The following is a 19,539-nucleotide window of genomic DNA, read 5'->3' on the forward strand; positions in this document are numbered from 1 at the left end:
GCATGTCAGGGTACCGCGTCACGCAAGAAATCGATCCTTCCCGCTGGGACGCCTACGTCGACTCCATGCCGGCTGCGACCTCCTACCACCTGAGCGCCTGGGGGAAGATCATAGGCGAGAGCTTCGGGCACCGGACCCATTACCTGGCGGCAGTGGACCAGAAAGGGGAGGTAGCGGGGGTGCTTCCCCTGGTGCACATGAAGAGCGCGCTCTTCGGCAGCTTCCTGGTTTCCGTCCCCTTCGTGAACTACGGGGGGCTTTTGTGTCGGGACAGCGGCTGCGAACAGGCGCTCTTGCGCGAGGCGGATGTGCTGCGCCGAAGCTGCGGTGCCGCGCATGTGGAGCTGCGGCACTTGGGCTGCGGCATCGAGGGGCTACCCTCTCGGGAGCACAAGGTCACCATGATGCTAGCCCTCAGCGAGGATCCCGACGTACAGTGGGCCAACTTCAACGCCAAGCTCAGGAACCAGATCCGCAAGGCGCAAAAAAGCGGCCTCTCCTTCCAGACCGGCGGAGTCGAGCTTTTGGATGATTTCTACGACGTCTTCGCCCGCAACATGCGCGATCTGGGGACGCCGGTCTACGGCAAGGAGTTCTTCGGGAACGTCCTCGGCTCCCTCCCCGAGACGACCCGCATCGCGGCGGTGCAGTCGGAGGGGAAGGTGATCGCCGCCGGGATACTGTCGCGCTACAAAAAAAGCATGGAGATGCCCTGGGCCTCCTCCATCGCCGAGTACAAGACGCTTTGTCCCAACAACCTCCTCTACTGGGAGTCGATCCGTTTCGCCATAGGACAGGGGTGCGCCTCCTTCGACTTCGGGCGCTCCACCCCCAACGAGGGGACCTACAACTTTAAGAAGCAGTGGGGGGCGGAGCCAGTACAGCTTTACTGGCAGTATCTGCTGGAAAAGGGGAAGGCATTGCCGGAGCTCAATCCCAAGAACCCGAAGTTCCAGGCCGCCATCAGCATTTGGAAACGGCTGCCGGTGGGGTTGACCAGGCTGATCGGCCCCGCGATCGTGCGCAACATACCGTGATGCAGTTCACGGTGATCATTCCGGCCAGGGACGAGGAGCGTAACATCGGACGCTGCCTCGACTCGATAGCGAGGGTCGAGTGGGATGCTTCCGAGTTCGAGATCATCGTGGCGGACAACGGCTCGCAGGACCGCACCGCGGAGATAGCGGCACAAATGGGGGCGACCGTCTACAAGCTCCCCGGGCTCACCATCTCCGCGCTCCGTAATTACGCGGCCTCAAGGGCCCGCGGCGCGATCCTCGCCTTCATGGACGCCGACTGCACCGTAGAACCCTCGTGGCTGAGGGAAGCCTCGAAGTACCTCGATCGCGAGGAGATAGCCTGCTTCGGCGCCCCCCCGCAGGTACCCGCGCAGTCCACCTGGGTGCAGCGGGCCTGGTTCGAGGTGAGAAGAAAGAAGGTGTCGCTGGGGGAGACCTCCTGGCTTGAGTCGATGAACATGTTCGTGCGGCGGGAGGCCTTTTCCGGCTGCGGCGGATTCGACGAAAAGCTGGTCACCTGCGAGGATTACGACCTCTCGGTGAGGCTTCGCGAGCTGGGGGGGCTTTTCACCGACAGCTCCATCGCCGCCACCCATTACGGAGAGGCGGCGACCCTGGCGCACTTTTTCAGGAAGGAACTCTGGCGCGGCATCGGGAACCTGAAGGGGGTATCGAGCCACGGCATCAGGCTCTCCGAGCTTCCCAGCCTCTGCCTGCCGCTTTGGCACTGCCTGGTGCTCCTGATCCTCGCGGGGGGCATCTGCGCCGGGGGAGTCTTTGGTGTGGGAGTCGCCCTTTACGCCGCATCGCTTTTCCTGCTCTGGCAGTCGTTGCTGCTTTCGCTTTGCTTGTTTAAGTACTACCGCGGCTCCCTATGCCTCGTCGCGCAGATCTTCGTTCTCCTGAACGTCTACTACGTGGCCCGGGGTGTCGCTTCTTTGAGGCAAGCCTGATGGTCTGGACCCAAATGCTCATGATCGCGCTGCTGCTTCTGCTAGGCTACCTGTACCTGGGGTACCCGGCGTTGCTCTGCCTTTTGGCCAGGCTCTTCCCCAAGGCGCACCGCTTCGACGAGGGGTACACCCCCACGGTGACCCTCGTCATCTCCGCCTACAACGAGGTGGAGGTGATTCGGAGCAAGATCGAGAACTCTTTCGCGCTCGACTACCCTGCGGACAAGCTCTCCATCATGGTGGTCTCCGACTGCTCGGACGACGGCACCGACGAGGCGGTACTCGAATACGCCTGCCGCGGGGTACGCCTGGTGCGTGCCAGCCTGCGGCGCGGCAAGACCTCCGCTCTAAACCAGGCCATGGCGCTCGTGGAGAGCGAGGTGGTGGTCTTCTCCGACGCCAACGCCATCTACGACAAGAACGCGATACGGAAGCTGGTCCGGCACTTCTCCGACCAGGCGATAGGGTACGTGGTGGGGTATGCGCGCTACCTGGAGGAGACACGCACCGCGGCGGGGACCAGCGAAGGGGCCTACTGGAACGTCGAGGTGCTGATCAAAAAATGGGAGTCTGATTTCTCCTCAGTGGTCGGCGGCGACGGCGCCATCTACGCCATCCGGCGTTTTCTCTACCAGCCGATGCAGGAGAGCGACATCAACGATTTCGTGAACCCGCTGCAGATCGTGGTCAAGGGGTTTCGCGGCATTTTCGATCCCGAGGCGTACTGCTTCGAGCAGCCCGCCGGAAAGTTCGAGAAGGAATTTTCCCGCAAGGTGCGCATCGTGAACCGCAGCTTCAACGCGCTCTACCGGGTCCCCGAGGCCTGCAACCCCCTCCGCACCGGCCGTTTCGCCTGGCTGTTGGTAAGCCACAAACTGCTGCGCTGGTTCTCCCCGTACCTCCTGCTTTTGTTCCTGTGCGCCCTGCTGCTTGACTGGGGGAGGGACACCGGCTCGTTGCTGCACCTGACTGCGGCGGCGCTGACCGGCTTGCTCTTTCTCCTGGCAGGGGTGGGGAAGCTCTTGGACGGCAAAGGGAAGTCGTTTGCGCTTTTTCATCTCCCTTACTATTTCCTGCTTATCAACCACGCCTCGGCCAGGGGGATACTGCTGCGCCTTCGTGGCACCACCATCACCACCTGGAACACGGTGCGCCAGGGGGATGCGGTGCCTGCTGCCGGGGGGAGATGGGTCCCGCGCCTGCTCGTTTTCACCTCTTTCGCCGTCCTGGCAGTTTTTGCCTGCGGCATGTTCAGCGATCCGCAGCGGCTCGCTCTTGCCGCCTGGTTGCTCGCTTTCGCCCTGGCGCACGCCTTCGTGATCTACCCAGGCTTGCTCCTCCCGCTGGCCCGGCTGCACCGGATAAAGGTCACTAGCGACGGGAGCTACTCCCCCGAGGTCACGCTGCTCATCCTCGCCTTGAACGAGGAGGCGGTTATCGAAAGCAAGGTGCTGAACAGCCTCGCCCTGGATTACCCTAAGGAAAAATTGAGGATCGTGGTTGCCTCCGACGGCTCCACTGACCGCACCAACGCCATCGTCGCCGGCTACGCCGCGCTCGGCGTCGAGCTTTTCGCTTACCCGTCGAACCGGGGGAAGATCGCCGCGCTGAACGACGCCATGCGCGAAATTGGCTCGGAGATCGTCCTCTTCTCCGACGCGAACGTCAACTACCACCCGCAGGCGGTGAAGAACATCGTGCGCAACTTCGCCGACCCGCGCGTTGGGGCCGTCTCTGGAAAGGTGATGCTCTCCAGCGGCACGCTGAGCTATGGCGTCGCGGAGAGGGCCTACTACAGCATCGAGCATTCGATCCAGAAGCACGAGGGGGCGGCCGGTGTGCTGATAGGGGGGGACGGTGCCATGTTCGCCATCCGCCGCTCCCTGTTCAACGCCCCCCCGGCCGACACCATCCTGGACGACCTGGTGATCGCTTTGGGTATTGCCCGGCAGGGGCACCTGGTAGTGCACGAGAAAGAGGCCCTGGGGTTCGAGGAAAACCTGCTGGAGTTCCGGCGTGAATTCCGCAGGAAGGCGCGCATCATCGCCGGCGGCTACCAGTGCCTGCTGCGGGGCGAGGTGCTGCCGCGCTGGGATCAGCCGCTTTTGATGTTCTGCTTTCTCTCCCACAAGGTGCTTCGTTGGGGGAGCGGGATCCTGTTCCTGGCCCTCATGGGGGTGCTGCTGCAGATCCAGTTCCTGCATGACGCCGCTTTTCTCCCAAGGTTCCGGTGGCTTTTGGCGCTGATGGTGTCCAGCGTGCTCCTCGCTTTGCTGGCGCAGTTTTGTCCCCGGATCCAGCGCCTTAAGGTGGCGAACCTCTGCCATTACTTCTGCATGTTGCTGGTCGCCTCGCTGGTGGGTTGCTATCTGGGGGTGACCGGGAAGCAACAGGTCACCTGGCGCAGGGAGGCAGCCTAGATGTGCGGCATAGCCGGCTTCTTCAGGTCCCTCTGTCCGGAGGGGGATACGCGCCTTTTGCGGCGGATGGGGGAGGTGATCAGCCACCGCGGCCCCGACGCCTCCGGCGAATTCCTCGACGAAGAGGTGGGGCTTTCCCACAGAAGGCTCAGCATCCTGGACCTTTCCCCCCTGGGGAACCAGCCGATGCACTCCCTGGACGGAAGGTACGTCATCGTCTTCAACGGCGAGATCTACAACTTCCTGGAACTGCGCGGGGAGCTGGAGCGCGAAGGGGTTCAGTTCAGGAGCAGGACGGATACCGAGGTGATCCTTGCCCTCTACGCCAGGGAAGGGGTGGCATCCCTCAAGCGCCTGAACGGCATGTTCGCTTTCGCCCTTTGGGACCGGGACACGAAGACGCTCCTTTTGGCTCGGGACCGGATCGGCAAGAAGCCTTTGTACTACTACCATGCCGGCGGGGACCGGATCGCCTTCGCCTCGGAGATAAAGTCGCTCCTCGAGGTCCCGGGGGTGGAGCGGCAGGTTGAGCCTACGGCGGTTGCGGATTACCTGAAGTACCTCTACATCCCGGCCCCGAAGACCATCTACCGGCAGCTCCACAAGCTCCCCCCCGCCCACTGCCTGGAGCTCAAGGCGGGAGAAGAGCCACGGATCCGCGAGTATTGGGATGTGGAGTTCAAGGCCGACTACGGGCTGACCCCCGAGGCGGCGGAAGAAGAGCTTTTGGACCTGCTGCAAAAGGCGACCGCCTGCCGCATGATCGCCGACGTTCCGCTCGGGGCCTTTCTTTCGGGCGGGGTCGACTCAAGCGCCGTGGTGGCGCTCATGGCGCGCGCGGCGCAGGAGCCGGTGAAAACCTGCTCCATAGGGTTTGACGACAAGCGCCACGACGAGACCCCCTACGCCCGCGAGGTGGCAACGCTCTTCGCAACCGAGCACAAGGAGTACCGGGTGAGCGCCGACCTGGCCGGCACGGTGGCCCTCTTGCCTCGCTTCTTCGATGAGCCTTTCGCCGACTCCTCGGCGCTTCCCACTTACCACGTCTCGCGCCTGGCGCGGCAGTCGGTGACGGTGGCGCTCGCTGGAGACGGCGGCGACGAGAGCTTTGCCGGGTACCAGAAGTACGCCATCGAGCTGAAGGAGGACCTGGCGCGGCGCGCGGTCCCCAGGGCGCTCCTCTCCCTGATCGGCAAGGCGGCAGGCGCCGCGTCGCACCCGCTTTTGAGAAAGGCGCGCTCCCTCACCCGGAGCGCACTCCTGGAACCGGCCGCGGCCTACTACCGGACCAACACCTTCGTGGAGGACGACCTTCTGGCGGAACTTCTGTCGGAGCCTTTTCGCCGCGCCTGCGCAGGCTACGACCCGGCCGAGCAGACCACGCGTTACTTCAGCCGGATGCAAGGGGCGGATCACGTGACCGCCATGCTCTACACCGACCTGAAGAGCTACCTTCCGGGGGACATCCTGGTCAAGGTGGACCGGATGAGCATGGCGCATTCGCTCGAGGTGAGGGCGCCCTTTCTGGACTACCGGATCGTCGAGTTCGCCGCGCGGCTTCCCTCCAGCTGGAAGATCTCCGGGGGGGAGAAGAAGATCATCCTCAGGAAGGCCTTCGGGCGCCTGCTCCCCGAGAGCGTCTTGAACCGCCCCAAGCAGGGGTTCACCGTGCCGCTGGACGCGTGGTTTAAAAAGGAGCTTAGGGAGTTCGCCGCCAGCCGGCTTCTGGACGACCCGACGCTGTCGCAGTACCTCTCCCTGAACGTGGTGAGGCGGGTCTGGGATGAGCACCAACAGGACAGGGCCCGGCACGGCACGCTCCTTTGGAGCCTGTTGATGCTGGCGCTCTGGCACCAGGAGTACCAGGGAGGTGCACCATGTTCGAAGTGATCAGAAAGGACCTGTCCCGGCTCGACCCTGAGGGAAACGCTTCCGCGAGGACGCTCGTAGCGGGGCTCCTCTCCCAGGGGTTCCAGGCCATCCTCGTCTACCGCTTCTTCCACTGGCTGCAGCAAAAAGGGTGGTCCGGCCAGCCGCTGCGCTTTTTCTGCGAACGCTTCATCGAGATCACCGCGGGGATCTCGATACCGGCCCGCTGCCGCATCGGGGAAGGGTTCCGGATCCACCACTTCGGCGGGATCATCTTCCACCCCACGGTACAGATAGGGCACAACTGCACCCTGTACCAGGGGGTGACCATCGGCGACCGCGGGGGGGAAGGCGGCGCCGCCAAGATTGGGGACAACGTCCTGATCGGCGCGGGGGCCAAGATCATCGGCGCCATAGAGATAGGGGACCACTGCGTGGTGGGGGCGAACGCCGTGGTGACGAGGAGCATGCCTGCGGGGACCACGGCCCTCGGCGCACCCTGCCGCCTCAAATACCCCGACGGAAGGATCGAATGATGGAGCCGAGACCTACACAAGGGGTGCCGCGGGTGATGGACCTGCGGGGGACCTACAAGGGAGGGGGAGGGCCGGACAAGACGGTCCTGAACTCGGCGGCGCAGCATGACCCCGCGCGGGTCTACGTGCTGGTGACCTACCTGCGCCAGCCAAACGACCACGAGTTCCAGATCCCGGAGATGGCGAAAAAGCTCGGCATCGACTACGTCGACCTCTGCGACGGGAGCACGGTCGACCTTGCCTGCCTGCGCGGGCTCACGGCCCTTTTGGACCGGCACCAGTTGGAGGTCGTGCACGCCCACGACGACAAGACGCTCCTTTACGCCTACATCCTGAGGTTGATGCGCCCGGGGCTGCGCATCCTTTACACCTGTCACTCCCACGCCGTGCACCGCAGCGAGAAGTTCGATTCGCTTGCCTCCTACCTCAAGTTCCGGGCGCGGCAGAAGCTGCAGATCTGGCTCATGAGTCAGTACCTGAGACCGGTCATCACCGTCTCCAACGACACCCGAGACCGGCTGGTGGCAAACGGGCTGGACGAAGCCGGGGTCGCCGTGCTGCATAACGGTATCGACACCACGGTCTGGCAGCGCGCCGGGAGCACCCCGGTGCTGCGGGACGAACTCGGGATAGGGGAGGGCGGTTTGCTGGTGGGAACCGTCGCCCGCATCACCCCGGAGAAGGACCTGGGGACCTTTTACGAGGTGGCCAGGCGCGTGGCCCTGGAGCTTCCGGCGGTGCGCTTCGTCATCGTAGGGGATGGCTACGGCGACGAGTTGGAGCGGGCGCGGCGCGACGTGGCGCGCCTGGGGCTGGAAGAAGTGGTGCACTTCACCGGGCACAGGAACGACCTGCGCGACGTCTACGTCTCCTTCGACGTCTTCCTGATGACCTCGGTCACAGAAGGGCTCCCCAACACGCTCCTCGAGGCGATGGCGCTAGGTGTTCCTTCCGTCTCCACTGACGTGGGTGGGATACCTGAGCTGCTGCAAGACGGCGAGGGGGGGTACCTGACCCCTGCCGGCGACGTGGAGCAACTGTCGCTGCGGGTGCTTGAGCTTTTGGCCTCGGTTGAGCTGCGGGATCGCTTCTCGCGGCAGTGCCGCGAGCGGATCGAGCAGCATTTCTCCTTCGGGCGCCGGGTCCGCTTCATGGAGGATTACTACCACTGGTTTGCCGGCGTGGGGGGCCTCCCCCGGCCGGAAGACGCGGGGAGGGCGCTTGGGCATGCTTTTTAAGGAGATCCTGATCAGGGAGCGCGCCGGCATTTCCCGAACGTCGGAGCCGGTGCGGGTCTCCGTCCCCTTTGCCAAAGGGGAGCTCGCCGATCCGGACGCCATCGGGCTGCGGGATGCCGCAGGGGAGCCGGTCCCGGTCCAGCTGCAGGCGCTCAGCCGCTGGAAAGACGGCTCGGTGCAGTGGCTGCACTGCGATTTTGCGGCCGACGTCCCGGCTTCGGTGCAGCTTCGCTACCGCCTGGCCCAGGCCGGCTCTCCCGCTCCCAAGGCGGGGTGCGAGCTGCGCGTGACGCAGGGAAAGGATAGCTGGCAGGTCGATACCGGCGCCGCCAGTTTCCAGCTCGACGCAAAACTCCTCCGCCCCTTCCTTAAAGTGCGGCGCGGGGAGGACCCTGCCGCGGGCGCCGGGGGGTGTCGCCTGACGGACTGCGACGGGGTCGGGCTTGAGGGGAGCATAGATCAGGTCTCGTTGGAGACCTTCGGAGCGCTGCGGGCCACGCTGCGAGTGGAAGGGGCTTTCGCTGCGGCGGTGCGCTTTTGCTGCCGGCTCCATTTCTTCGCCGGCAAAAGCCTCTGCCGCTTCGAGCTCACCCTGCACAACCCGCGCAGGGCCCGCCACACCGGCGGCCTGTGGGACCTCGGGGACCCTGGTTCCTTTTTCTTCCGCGGACTGCGCTTCGAACTCCCCCTGGAGCAACCGGGAGAACGCCTGGTTATCCCGGAGCCGGGGGAGGTAGCCAGCAAGCCGGTCCGCGGCGGGGCGCTCTCCCTTTTGCAGCGATCCAGCGGGGGAGACGCCGCAGTGGATGCGGGGTATCGGCTGCTGGAGGGGGGCAAGCTGCTGCGGGAAGGAAAAAGGGCGACCCCGCTTGCCTGGTCCGGTGTCGGCGCCAAGGGGGTCGGGGCGATTTTTCCCCGCTTCTGGCAGCAATATCCCAAAGAGGTTGCGGCAGCCCCTGCGGCGCTTTCTGTCTCCCTCTTTCCGGAATGCGACGAGCCGCACGAACTGCAGGGGGGGGAGCGCTCAACCAGTTCCTTCTGGGTCGACTTCTGCTGCCGTGCCGAGGACCTGGCGCCGCTCGCCGCCCCGCTGGCGCTCTCTCCCTCCCCGGAGACGGTGCGCGCCGCCGGGGTGCTGGGGGACCTGCCGCAGGAAACCGGAGATTTCGTCGACCGCTTCCTCGCGGGGCCGCAGGCGCTCTTCGAACGCCGCGAGGCGATAGACGAATACGGCTGGCGCGACTTCGGCGATATCTACGCCGATCACGAGGCCGTTTACCATCAGGGCCCCGAGCCCTTCGTCTCCCATTACAACAACCAGTACGACATCTGCGCGGGACTCTACCGCAAGTTCCTCGCGACTGGAGATCCGGGGTGGGGGGAACTTGCCTCCGACCTGGCCCGCCACGTGCTCGACATTGACATCTACCATACCGGCTGCGACAGGGAGGAGTACAACGGCGGGCTCTTCTGGCACACGGACCACTACATCAGCGCCGGAAGCGCCACCCACCGCACCTACTCGAAGGTGCACTTGGGGGTGAAGGATCCCCGCTACTGGGGGGGCGGACCTGCCGCCGAACATTGCTACACCACGGGGCTTTTGCTCCACTACTACCTGACCGGAGAGGAGCAGTTTCGCGACGGCGTCCTGGGGCTCGCCGACTGGTGCTACCTCTCCGTCTGCGGCGCGCCGCTTTTCGGTGCTGCGGCGAAGAGGCTCCTGGGGAACCTGTCGCAGCTAAAGGGAAGCGGCGACAGGGAGCTCTTTCACAGCTTTCCGCTTACCCGCGGCACCGGCAACGCGCTTGCCGCGACCCTCGACGCCTTCCAAGTCAGCGGCGACCGCAGCTACCTGCTGCGCGCCGAAGAGCTGGTCCGGGGTGTGCTCCACCCGGAGGACGACCTGGAGGCGCGGGGGCTGCTGAACGCGGAGACAGCCTGGTCCTACACGGTGCTGCTTTCAGCGGTTGCGAAGTTCCTCGACAAGAAGGGGGAGCTGGAGGAATACGACGATGCCTTCTGCTATGCCCGCGACGCCCTGTTAGCCTACGCCCGCTGGATGACGGGGCACGAGTACCCTTACCTGGAGAAAAAGGAGCTGCTCGAGTACCCCAACGAAACCTGGGCTGCGCAGGACCTGCGCAAGGCCGTGGTGCTCTATAAGGCTGCCCGCTATGCCGCCGATGCGGAGCGGCCCCTGATGCTGGAGAAGGCGGCCCGGTTGGTCGCGGCGGCAAGGGAACAGTTATACGGCTTCATTACCAGCAGCTGTACCAGGCCTGTCGCGCTCATGCTGCAAAACGGCTGGGTCGCGGCCGCTTTAGAGCGGGAGCTCTCTTTACCCCCGGCAGCTGCACGGCGCGCGGCCGCAGGATACGGCTCCCCCATCCCGGTTCTTAGTCTCTCCAGCGTAGTGGCGCGCGCAGCTAGCGAGTTTTGGAGGGCGTGCAGGCAAAGCAGCATAGGCCGCGAGATAAGATGGGTCAAGGCAAGGTTCGGTTGAGGGAGGACGGACACGATGCACAAGCACCTGAAGAACCTCTTGTTCAACATGCTTTTGTGCACCGAGGTGGACCGCATGTGCCGGTTTTTGAACCGGAGCAAGCTCCTCGTGGTGATGTACCACGGCATCACGGACCGCCGTTATCACCCCCCGTTCTGGACCCAGCTCCCGGTTGAGAAATTCCGCGAGCAGCTTGCCTTCCTGAAGCGGTACTACAGGGTGATCTCCCTGCGGGATATGGTAGCCGCGCTGCGTAAAGGCGCGCCGCTGCCGGAGCGCTCCGCCCTGATCACCTTCGACGACGGCTTCAAGAACAACTTTACCGTCGCCTTCCCGGCCCTTAAGGAGTTGGGGCTGCCGGCGAGCATTTTCCTCACTACCAGCTTCATCGGCAGCTACAGGCTTCTTTGGTTCGACGAACTCTTCCTGCTGATCCAGGAGGGCGCCCAGCGCGGCATCCATCTGCCGCTTGCGGGAGAAAAGGCCATGGACCACTACCAAAGGGGAGAGCTCTGGGAGGCCTACTCGCTCTGCGTGGAGACGGTCAAGCGGCTGAGGATGGAGGCGCGGGAGCCATATCTGGACCAGCTCCGCTGCCTGGTTCCGATCGACTACCCGCGCTGGACCGACGATATCGGGGCGCTGACCTGGCAAGACGTGCGCTTCATGGCAGACTCAGGCATCATCGACTTCGGCCTGCACACGGCATCGCACCGTATCCTGACCGAGCTGGAACCCTGGGAACTGGAGATGGAGCTTGCCTTGCCCAGGGACGTTTTCAGGGAACAGGTGGGGCGGGAGGCGGAAGCGTTCTGCTTCCCCAACGGCAAGCCCGGGCTCGATTTTCGCCCGGAGCACCAGTCGCTGCTTCGAGACTTTGGCTACCTATGCGCCTTCAGCACGGAGAGCGCTCTTTTCGACTGGTCCCGCGGCAACTGCATGGGGATCTCCCGGGTTGCCGCCGGTAACGACGGCACCTCTGAGTCCCGCCATTTCCGGCTCAACGCTTCCGGGGCTTTGTGGTTCGCCAAAGGAAGGTGACGGCCGCAGTTCTGGGAGGTGCCGGCTTTAACGATGGAAATGGAACTGGTACGGGATAAGGAGCGCTTCCTGGCACTGAGGCCGGAATGGGACGCCTTGTGCGACCGGCTGGGGGAGGACGCCTCGGTGTTCATGGGATATGGCTGGTACCGCTGCTGGTGGGAGCACTACGGCGGCGGCGCCAGGCTCCATCTGCTCGTGCTGCGCCGGCAGGGGAAGACGGTCGCCATTGCCCCTTTGCTGCTGCGCCGGGCTCGCTTGAGGGGGATGCCGGTGCGTGCCGTCCGGTTCCTTGAAAACGGCAATTCCCTGCACAACGATTTTCTGACCGCCCCGGAGTGCCGGGAGGAGGCGCTGCGCGCCATAGTGGGGGAGCTATACGCTCTTCGCTCAGAGTGGGACCTGTTGGAGCTGAACAACATCCCGGCCGACTCGCTGAACTTCCCGTTGCTCACCGGGCTTTTGGCCGGGCAGGGGGTCACAGTTCAGCAGCGGCAGTCGCTGTCGTCGCCCTATCTGGAGCTTGCTGGGGATTGGGAGACGTTTCTGCGGGGGCGCTCGACGCGGGTCAGAAAGACCTTGCGCAACATCCAGAACAGCCTTACGCGGGCTGGATGCTGCGAGGTCGAAGAGGTCACCGGGTTCGAGGAGTTCCTGGCGGTCCGGCAGGAGGTACTCGAAGTGGCGCGAAACAGCTGGACCGAGAAGGTGGGCGACTCGCTCGCCACCCCGGTCAACAGCGCCTTCTTCACCGATCTCGCGCAGGAACAGGCGGCAGCCGGTGCGCTCTCGCTGTGGCTTTTGCGCCTGGACGGGCGGCTGATCGCCTTCGAGTACCACCTGCGGGGGCGCGGCAAGGAACACGCGCTCAGGGCTTCCTACCACCAGGAGTTCGCCCATCTCTCCCCAGGCGCCTTTCTGGAGATGCAGGTGCTGAAGCACCTCTTAGTGGAAAAGGAGGAGATCGGGCAGTTCGATTTCGGGGGCAGCTTCGACAGCTACAAGAAACGGTGGTGCGACACGGGGCGCTCTTTGTACTCGCTGCAGGCCTTCCACAACGCCCCTTACTCGCTTGCCTGCGCCGTGGTGGAGACAAAGCTGGTACGCCTAGCGCGCAGCGTGCGCGACCGACTGAGGAAAACGACATGATCCCATTGAAGGTTGTGCTAGTGGTCAGCATGGACCCGTCGGACCTTTACTTTGCCAACCAGCTGGCCCGCCGGCTGAACGCTGCCGGCGTCGTGGTCGAGTCGCAAGGCGCCGGCTCCTCCTCCTTTTGGAGGCGGTCGCTTAAGGCCGCCTCGCTCTGCGCCACCCCGTGGAAGCTCCCAGGGCTTTTGCGGGAGCGGGGGATCGTCGCCGAGCACCTGCGGCGCACCGGCGCCATCGACCGCGCGGGCTTCGGCGCAGCCGGCTACCGTCTGGCGCTTCCCGACGGGTGCACCGTCCACCGCGCTCAGGGGAAGGGGGCGCTGCATGCCCCGCAGACGCTGGAAACGGTGCGGGGGTGGTCTCCGGACCTGCTGGTCCTTTGCGGCTGCTCGATACTCAAGGCCGAGTTCCTCTCCATCCCCCGCCTGGGGACGCTGAACCTGCATGGGGGGCTCGCGCAGCGCTACCGCGGCGTCTGGACCACCCTTTGGGCGGTGGTCAATCGCGAGCCGGAGTACGTGGGGGCGACGGTGCACTTCGTCTCCCCCGGGATAGACGACGGCGACATCGTTCACCAGGGGCGGCCGGAGCTGGAGCCGCACGACGACCCGGAATCTCTCTACGTCAAGGTGGTCAAGCTGGGGATCGAGATGATGGCCTCGGCCGTCGCCGCCGCAGCGGACGGCTCGCTGCGCCGCTACCCCCTCCAGCAGCGCGGGGAGCTTTACCTGTCCCGCATGGTCACCCCTCAGGTGCTGCAACAGGCCTGGCAGGCGACGGAGCAGGGGGTGGTGCGCGACTACCTGGCGCACAAGCAGGAGAGGGACAGGCCGGTGCTGACGCTGATGCGCGGCGCGTTTAACGGACAAGGCGGCAGTGATGGGATTTGAGGCTTTGAACCGGCGCAGATTCTTCAGGCTGATGGCGGGAAGCCTGCTCTTTTTGCACCAGTTAGGCGCAGGCAAGGCGTCCTGCGCGGTCGCGCCCCGGCGCAGCCGGGTGGTCGTAGCCTACGACCCGGCCGCCTCCAGCGCCGGCGCAGGGCTCGACAACAGCGACCTGGACCAGGAGGTGGTGCGGGACATGGTGAACCGCGCGCTCCTTGCCTTCACCGGCGCCTCCACCCTGGATGAAGCCTGGCGCCGCATCATCCCGGATACCGGCAAAAAGGTCGCCATCAAGGTCAACTGCCAGATCCGCGGCATCTACACCAAGGCGAAGGTGGTGGCTCCCATTGTCGAGGGGCTCCTGTCGGCGGGGGTTGCGGCGGACAACGTCCTCATCTACGACATGACCGACACCGCCTTCGATCTGGCCGGGTTTTCCCGCAACACCGGGCCCGGGGTGAAGGTGGGGAGGGTGGCGGACTTCGGCGGCTACAGCCGGTTGCTGTTCCACCGGCTGGCGAACCTCCTTACCGGTGGCCACGGCAATTCGGCGACGAACCTCTTCTCCAAGGTGGCCAACCGCCTCGGCGGCCCCTGGGACTGCCAGTACCTGATCAACGTCCCGGTGCTCAAGGCCCTGGACGGCTACAGCGGAGTATCCCTGGCCATGAAGAACCACTACGGGAGCATCGCCAACCCCGGCGAGCACCACGGGGACATCATGGAGTACATCCCGAAGCTGAACGCGCTCCCCGAGATCAGGAGCAAGACGCGACTGGTGGTTCTGGACGCCATCTTCGGCGAGTACAAGTGGGTCAACGGCCGTGATCAGAGCAACGTGGCCCGCGTGGACAAGATCCTCCTCTCGGACGACCCCGTGGCCATCGACGCCACCGGCTGGCGCCTGATCGAAGCGCTCAGAAAGCAGCACCGGCTGCCCCCCGTCGCTCCGCAGCCGTCGTACATCGCCAAGGCGCAGGCGCTAGGTCTCGGGGCGGCTGACCCCGAGAGGATCGAGGTCCTGACGCTCCCCCCCCGGGCAAAAGGGGCAATAGGCGGCGCGAAGGAGAAAAGGTGAGACTTCTCAAGGGATTGATACGCGAGCTCTCGCACGAGCTCCTGAGGGAGCGGCATCATGCCGCGGTGAAGGGCCTCGACAGCATCGCCTTTCTTACCTACCGCTGCACCAGCTGTTGCAAGACCTGCAATATCTGGCAGCGAGAGGGGAGCGGGGTGGGGGAACTGAGCCGCGAAGAGTGGCTGGAGATCATACCGGGGCTCGCCCGCTACGGCCTGCGTTCCTTCGAAATCTTCGGCGGCGATGCCATCCTGAGAAAGGACGCCATCTACGACATCACCTCGGCTTGCCGCGACCACGGCATCGCCACCTACTTCCCGACCAACGCGAACCTCTGCGACGAGGAGACGGTGCGCGGGCTGATCGAGGCGGGCCTTGGCACGGTGTACATCTCGATCGACGACGTGGACGAATTGCACGACCAGGTGCGCGGGGTGCAGGGAAGCTTCTCGAAGGTGCGCCAGGCCCTCGAGAACTTCTCGCGGCTGCGCGGGGAAGGCGAGACCCCCTCCATCGTCGTCTGCACCACCCTTTCCCGGCTCAACTTCAGGAACTTCCCGAAGCTTTTGAGCTTTCTGGAACAGTACCCCGTGCAGGCGGTCTACCCCCGCCCGCTTGGGGAGTTCTCCCGGGCCAACATCGAAGCGTCGTCCTTGGACGGAAAGCTTCCCGAGCCGTATTTCGCCTCCTCCGACGGGGAATCGCACCTGATGTCGGCCGAGGAACTCGTCGAGATGCGGACGATGATCCGCGAGGTGCGCGGCGGCAACTATCCCTTCTACGTCAACTGGCGCACCTATTACAGCACCAGCGACGACACTTTCCTGCGCGGCGAGTACCCGCGCTGCCACTGCAGGGTGGCCACCACCGTGGTGACGGTGAACCCAAACGGGGACGTGGTTCCCTGCCCCTTCTTCAGGAGCTACGTGCTGGGGAACCTGACCCGCGAGGGAATCGACAGCATCTGGGGAAACGAGCCGCACCGCCGCTTCATACAGGCCCAGCAGCGGGGTAACCTAGCCATATGCCGCAATTGCAACACCAGGGTATACTACAGCTCGCTTTCGGAGACGATACGTTACTACCTGCTGCGCACAGCGGAAGCGCTCGGTATTTTTCGTAAATTATAGGAGTCTGCCATGCCCTCTAAACTGCCTGGATACCCGAAGGTCATGCACGTGGTGCTCTCACTTAGCGCCGGGGGAGGCGCCGAATCCCTGGTACGCGATCTGATGCACGGTCAGGCGTTGGTTGCCGAGCGCCCCGTGGTCTGCTGCCTGCAGCTCGTGGGGGCCTTGGGGAGGCAGCTGCAGGACGAGGGTTTCTCGGTTTACTGCCGTTCCAAAAAAGACGGCGTCGATCTTTCCGCCATCGGCTGGCTTGCCGGCGTGATGCGCCGGGAACGGGTAGAGGTGGTGCACGCCCACCAGTACACCCCTATGTTTTATGCGGTTCCCGCCGCTTTTCTGGCCGGTGGCGCCAAGGTGATCTACACCGAGCACGGCCGTCTCTACCCGGACCTGAGGAGCTGGAAGCGTGCTCTTTTGAACCCCTTTCTCGCCCTGGGGATCGAGCAGATCATCTCGATTTCCGAGGGGACCAAGAAGGCGATGGCCGAGATAGACAATTTTTCAGAAGCAAAGATCGCCGTGATCCATAACGGGATCAAGCCCCCCGAGCCGTGCCCGGTCGACCTCCGGCAAAAAAGGAGCGAGCTCGGCATCCCCGAGGGGTGTCGCGTCATCGGGAGCGCGGCGCGGCTGGAGGAGGTCAAGAACCTGCCCATGATGCTGCACGCCTTCCGCCTGATTCAGGCTGAAAAACCGGGGACGCTGCTGCTGGTAGCGGGGAGGGGAAGCCAGGAGCAGAACCTGAAGGCGCTGGCGCGTGAGCTGGGGATCGAAGAGCAGGTCCGCTTCCTCGGGCTGCGTTCCGACCTCCCTGACCTGTACCGCCTCATGGAGGTGTTCCTGCTGAGCTCCTACTCCGAGGGGATCTCGCTCACCCTGCTCGAGTCGATGTCGGCCGGTGTGCCTCCCGTTGTGACCGGCGTGGGGGGGAACCCCGAGGTGGTAGTCGACGGCGCTTGCGGGTACGTGGTCCCCTTGGGCGACCACGAGGCGATGGCCGGGCGGGTGCTTTCGCTTTTGGATGACGAGCCCCTTTGCCGGCGCTTCTCCGTCAGCGCCAGGGAGCGCGTCCTCGCCGAGTTCGGGTTCGACAAGATGTTGGACGCCTACAACAGGCTGTACCTCGGCAGGCAGCAGAGGCCGGCCGCATGAGAGAACTGATCTTCTACCTTGTGCTCGTCGTGGTCTGCATCCTCTCGGTGAAGGACGCCTTCAAAGGGCTGGTCTGCTACACCTTGATCAATATCATCAGGCCGGAGCTCTTCTTCTGGGGAAGCAACGACGGTGCCCTTGCCTTCAAGGCGATCTTCGTCTGCATGGTGATTGCCTTCATCCTCGAGAAGCAGAGGCTTGGGGAGGCCAAGGGGTACTACGAGGTGTGGTGCCTTTTCTGGTACGCGGCAGCGCTGCTGGTCTCGGTCCTTCTCTCCGACTGGGCCCCTCATCCAATGGCCTACTACTACGCGCTGGAGATGTTCAAGCTCTTTCTCTACGCCTGGGTCATCATCGGCATCGTCAAGAACGTGGAGCAGCTGAAGACCCTGCAGACGGCCGTTTTTCTCGCCTTCACGCTCCTTGCCCTTTGGGGGTGGGATCAACACTTCCGCGGCAACGCGAGGTTGGAGGCGCTGGGGGGCAACTCCCTCAACGACTCCAACGGCATAGCTGCGGCGTTTGTCCTGGCCCTTCCCCTTGCCGTAGCGAAGCTGCAGGGGGGGAGCAGCAGGAAATGGAGGGTTCTCGGGGCGGTGAGCGCCGTTCTCATCGCCATGGCGGTGGTCTTCACCCAGTCCCGTGGCGGCTTTTTGGGACTTGCCGTCTGCATCTTCCTGTACTTCCTGCATTCCCAGAGGAAGGTCAAGTTCGTGCTGGTACTGCTGCTCGCCGTCACCTGCATTACCCCCTTCATCGCTGACGAATACATGGACCGGATCGGGACCATCACCAAAAGCGAGGAGGATCGGGACGGCTCCGCCGGTTCCAGGATCGTGCTCTGGCAGGCGGCGACGCTCATGTTCCAGGACAAGCCTTTCTTCGGCCACGGCTTCATGACCTTCGCCCGGGCCAAGGCCGACTACAAACTTGCCCTGAGCGGGAAGTTCGACGACGATCTGCTGAACTACGCCTTCGAGCCGTACAAGGTGTGCCACGGAACCTACTTCACGCTTTTGTCTGAGGCGGGGCTTTTGGTGATCATCCCGTACCTCCTGTTTTTGGGGGGCTTTCTGTTTCGCTACTACCGGTTCCGTTTCAGCGAGGCGCACCGGGAACTCGATCCCGAAACGAGGTATCTCGTGGAGGCTCTGGCCATCGGCATCTTGAGCCACGGGGTGAGCATCATGACCATCGACGCCCACCTGCAGATCCTGATGCCGATCCAGATCGTGTGCGGGGGGGTGTTCCTCAGGTTCCTGAGTTCTAAAGAAGCGACAGCGGCGTATCCCGCTGTTACAGGAAAGGTGACTGTATGAAGGTTTTGTACCTCGTCTTCGAAGCCCTTTTGGGGGGGCATGTGATGAGCGCCTACACCATCTCGCGCAGGATGTCCGGCATGGGGTACGGCTGCGTCTTCGCCGGCGGCAGGGGAGCCATGACGGACGAGATCGAGAAGCTCATGCCCTTCGAGGAGGTGCATATCCCGCTTTACCATCACGGCAGGCAGAGCTACTTCACCTGGGAGTCCTTCCAGGCGATCGGAAGGATCCGGGAGATCATCAAAAAGCACGACATCGACCTGATCCACGCGTTCGATTCCAGGTCGTACGTCCATGCCTACCTGGCCGCGCTCTTCGAGGGAAAGCCGATCCTCTGCACCCTCTGCGGAGGCCAGGACCCCTACTACAACCTTCCGGTAACCAGCAGCATGGTGGTGTTCTCGCAGGAACAGAAGATGAAGCTGGTGCAAAAGTACCGCTGGAGCGGCAACCGGGTGGTGATCAACATGGCCCGCATGGACCTGGACGAGCTCTACGACCCGGGAAACGCCATGCCGGACGAGGAGTGGGCCGCCCTGGGGCTGAGCCTCAGGCATCCGGTGGTGGTGACCATCAGCTCCTTCGACAGCTCCAAGGACAAGATGATCCGCCAGCTGCGCCAGGCCATCGAGGGGGTGGTGGCCTCCGGGGTCGACTGCCAGTTCGCTCTGGTCGGTGGAGGGAAGGGGGACCTTTACCAGGAGACGGTCGCCTGGGCCGCGGCTCTCAACCAAAGCTCCGAGTACCCGCGCGTGGTGCTCACCGGGCCGCAGAAGCGGGCCTTTCGCCTGCTGAAGCGGGCAAAGGTGGTGATCGGCTCGGGGCGGAGCGCCTTCGAGGGGATGTGCTACGGCGTGCCGACCATGATCGTCGGGGAGTACGGCTACGCCGGGGACGTCTGCGCCGCTGACATTGAGGGGATCGCCTACTACAACTTCTCCGGCCGGAACTTGAGCGCCGAAAGGCCGGCGGAAAGGATAGGGGAGCGGCTTGTAGAGCTTTTGTCCGACCCCGGGCAGTGCCGGGAGGTAGGGGAGTTCGGCAGGCAGTACCTTTTGGACAACCTGGACGTTGTACAGGGGTGCCGCCGGTACTCCGCGCTCTATCAGGAGGCGCTGGGGGATACCCTCGGCAAGGCGAGGAAGCTAGGCTCGTTCGCGAAGTGCCAGGCCCCGATCTGGCTCGACAACTTCGCGCATGACATCAGGCAGTTTTTGAAGAAATGAGTTAAGGGGG

Annotated in this window: 15 protein-coding genes; all 15 read left to right on the plus strand. The window is 64.1% G+C overall.

Annotation, left to right across the window (positions count from 1 at the left end; translation table 11 throughout):
* Positions 1-2: 2 nt before the first annotated feature.
* The 15 genes from K419_RS0106565 to K419_RS0106635 are packed head-to-tail and all read left to right on the plus strand — an operon-like array spanning position 3 to position 19,529.
* Positions 3-1,037 (plus strand): FemAB family XrtA/PEP-CTERM system-associated protein, encoded by a 1,035-nt coding sequence (locus K419_RS0106565; RefSeq protein ID WP_026840888.1) that lies wholly within the window; start codon positions 3-5, stop codon positions 1,035-1,037.
* Positions 1,037-1,972, plus strand: coding sequence for a glycosyltransferase (locus K419_RS0106570; RefSeq protein ID WP_026840889.1), 936 nt, complete (start codon positions 1,037-1,039; stop codon positions 1,970-1,972). Before K419_RS0106565 ends, K419_RS0106570 begins: the two co-directional genes overlap by 1 nt.
* The gene (locus tag K419_RS21695) at positions 1,972-4,392 is read left to right on the plus strand and encodes a glycosyltransferase family 2 protein (RefSeq protein ID WP_035496952.1); all 2,421 of its coding nucleotides are present in this window, start codon (positions 1,972-1,974) and stop codon (positions 4,390-4,392) included. The genes K419_RS0106570 and K419_RS21695 overlap by 1 nt, the downstream gene beginning before the upstream one ends.
* Positions 4,393-6,282 carry an asparagine synthase (glutamine-hydrolyzing) gene (asnB, locus tag K419_RS0106580; protein ID WP_026840890.1) on the plus strand — a complete coding sequence of 630 codons (1,890 nt, stop codon included), beginning with the start codon at positions 4,393-4,395 and terminating at the stop codon, positions 6,280-6,282.
* A complete protein-coding gene (locus K419_RS0106585) occupies positions 6,270-6,797 on the plus strand; it encodes a serine O-acetyltransferase (RefSeq protein WP_026840891.1) in 528 nt (175 codons plus the stop codon). The genes asnB and K419_RS0106585 overlap by 13 nt, the downstream gene beginning before the upstream one ends.
* Positions 6,794-8,035: a glycosyltransferase family 4 protein gene (locus K419_RS0106590; protein WP_026840892.1), complete on the plus strand. Its 1,242-nt coding sequence runs from the start codon at positions 6,794-6,796 to the stop codon at positions 8,033-8,035. The genes K419_RS0106585 and K419_RS0106590 overlap by 4 nt, the downstream gene beginning before the upstream one ends.
* Positions 8,025-10,541, plus strand: a complete 2,517-nt coding sequence (locus tag K419_RS0106595; protein WP_026840893.1) for an RIFT barrel domain-containing protein — start codon at positions 8,025-8,027, stop codon at positions 10,539-10,541. The genes K419_RS0106590 and K419_RS0106595 overlap by 11 nt, the downstream gene beginning before the upstream one ends.
* A gap of 15 nt (positions 10,542-10,556) precedes the next feature.
* Positions 10,557-11,582, plus strand: coding sequence for a polysaccharide deacetylase family protein (locus K419_RS0106600; protein WP_026840894.1), 1,026 nt, complete (start codon positions 10,557-10,559; stop codon positions 11,580-11,582).
* A 33-nt stretch (positions 11,583-11,615) separates the two neighbouring features.
* Positions 11,616-12,731, plus strand: coding sequence for a GNAT family N-acetyltransferase (locus tag K419_RS0106605; protein ID WP_026840895.1), 1,116 nt, complete (start codon positions 11,616-11,618; stop codon positions 12,729-12,731).
* The gene (locus tag K419_RS0106610; RefSeq protein ID WP_026840896.1) at positions 12,728-13,624 is read left to right on the plus strand and encodes a formyl transferase; all 897 of its coding nucleotides are present in this window, start codon (positions 12,728-12,730) and stop codon (positions 13,622-13,624) included. Before K419_RS0106605 ends, K419_RS0106610 begins: the two co-directional genes overlap by 4 nt.
* The gene (locus tag K419_RS0106615; protein WP_026840897.1) at positions 13,614-14,699 is read left to right on the plus strand and encodes a DUF362 domain-containing protein; all 1,086 of its coding nucleotides are present in this window, start codon (positions 13,614-13,616) and stop codon (positions 14,697-14,699) included. The genes K419_RS0106610 and K419_RS0106615 overlap by 11 nt, the downstream gene beginning before the upstream one ends.
* Positions 14,696-15,829 carry a radical SAM/SPASM domain-containing protein gene (locus tag K419_RS0106620; protein WP_026840898.1) on the plus strand — a complete coding sequence of 378 codons (1,134 nt, stop codon included), beginning with the start codon at positions 14,696-14,698 and terminating at the stop codon, positions 15,827-15,829. Before K419_RS0106615 ends, K419_RS0106620 begins: the two co-directional genes overlap by 4 nt.
* A 9-nt stretch (positions 15,830-15,838) precedes the next feature.
* A complete protein-coding gene (locus K419_RS0106625) occupies positions 15,839-16,981 on the plus strand; it encodes a glycosyltransferase (protein WP_026840899.1) in 1,143 nt (380 codons plus the stop codon).
* Positions 16,978-18,300 (plus strand): O-antigen ligase family protein, encoded by a 1,323-nt coding sequence (locus K419_RS0106630; RefSeq protein ID WP_026840900.1) that lies wholly within the window; start codon positions 16,978-16,980, stop codon positions 18,298-18,300. Before K419_RS0106625 ends, K419_RS0106630 begins: the two co-directional genes overlap by 4 nt.
* On the plus strand, positions 18,297-19,529 hold the full coding sequence (locus K419_RS0106635; RefSeq protein ID WP_026840901.1) for a glycosyltransferase family 4 protein: 1,233 nt from the start codon (positions 18,297-18,299) through the stop codon (positions 19,527-19,529). Before K419_RS0106630 ends, K419_RS0106635 begins: the two co-directional genes overlap by 4 nt.
* Positions 19,530-19,539: the final 10 nt, after the last annotated feature.

Source organism: Citrifermentans bremense R1, from assembly GCF_000426865.1.
In the GTDB taxonomy this organism is placed as follows: Bacteria; Desulfobacterota; Desulfuromonadia; order Geobacterales; family Geobacteraceae; genus Geomonas; species Geomonas bremensis.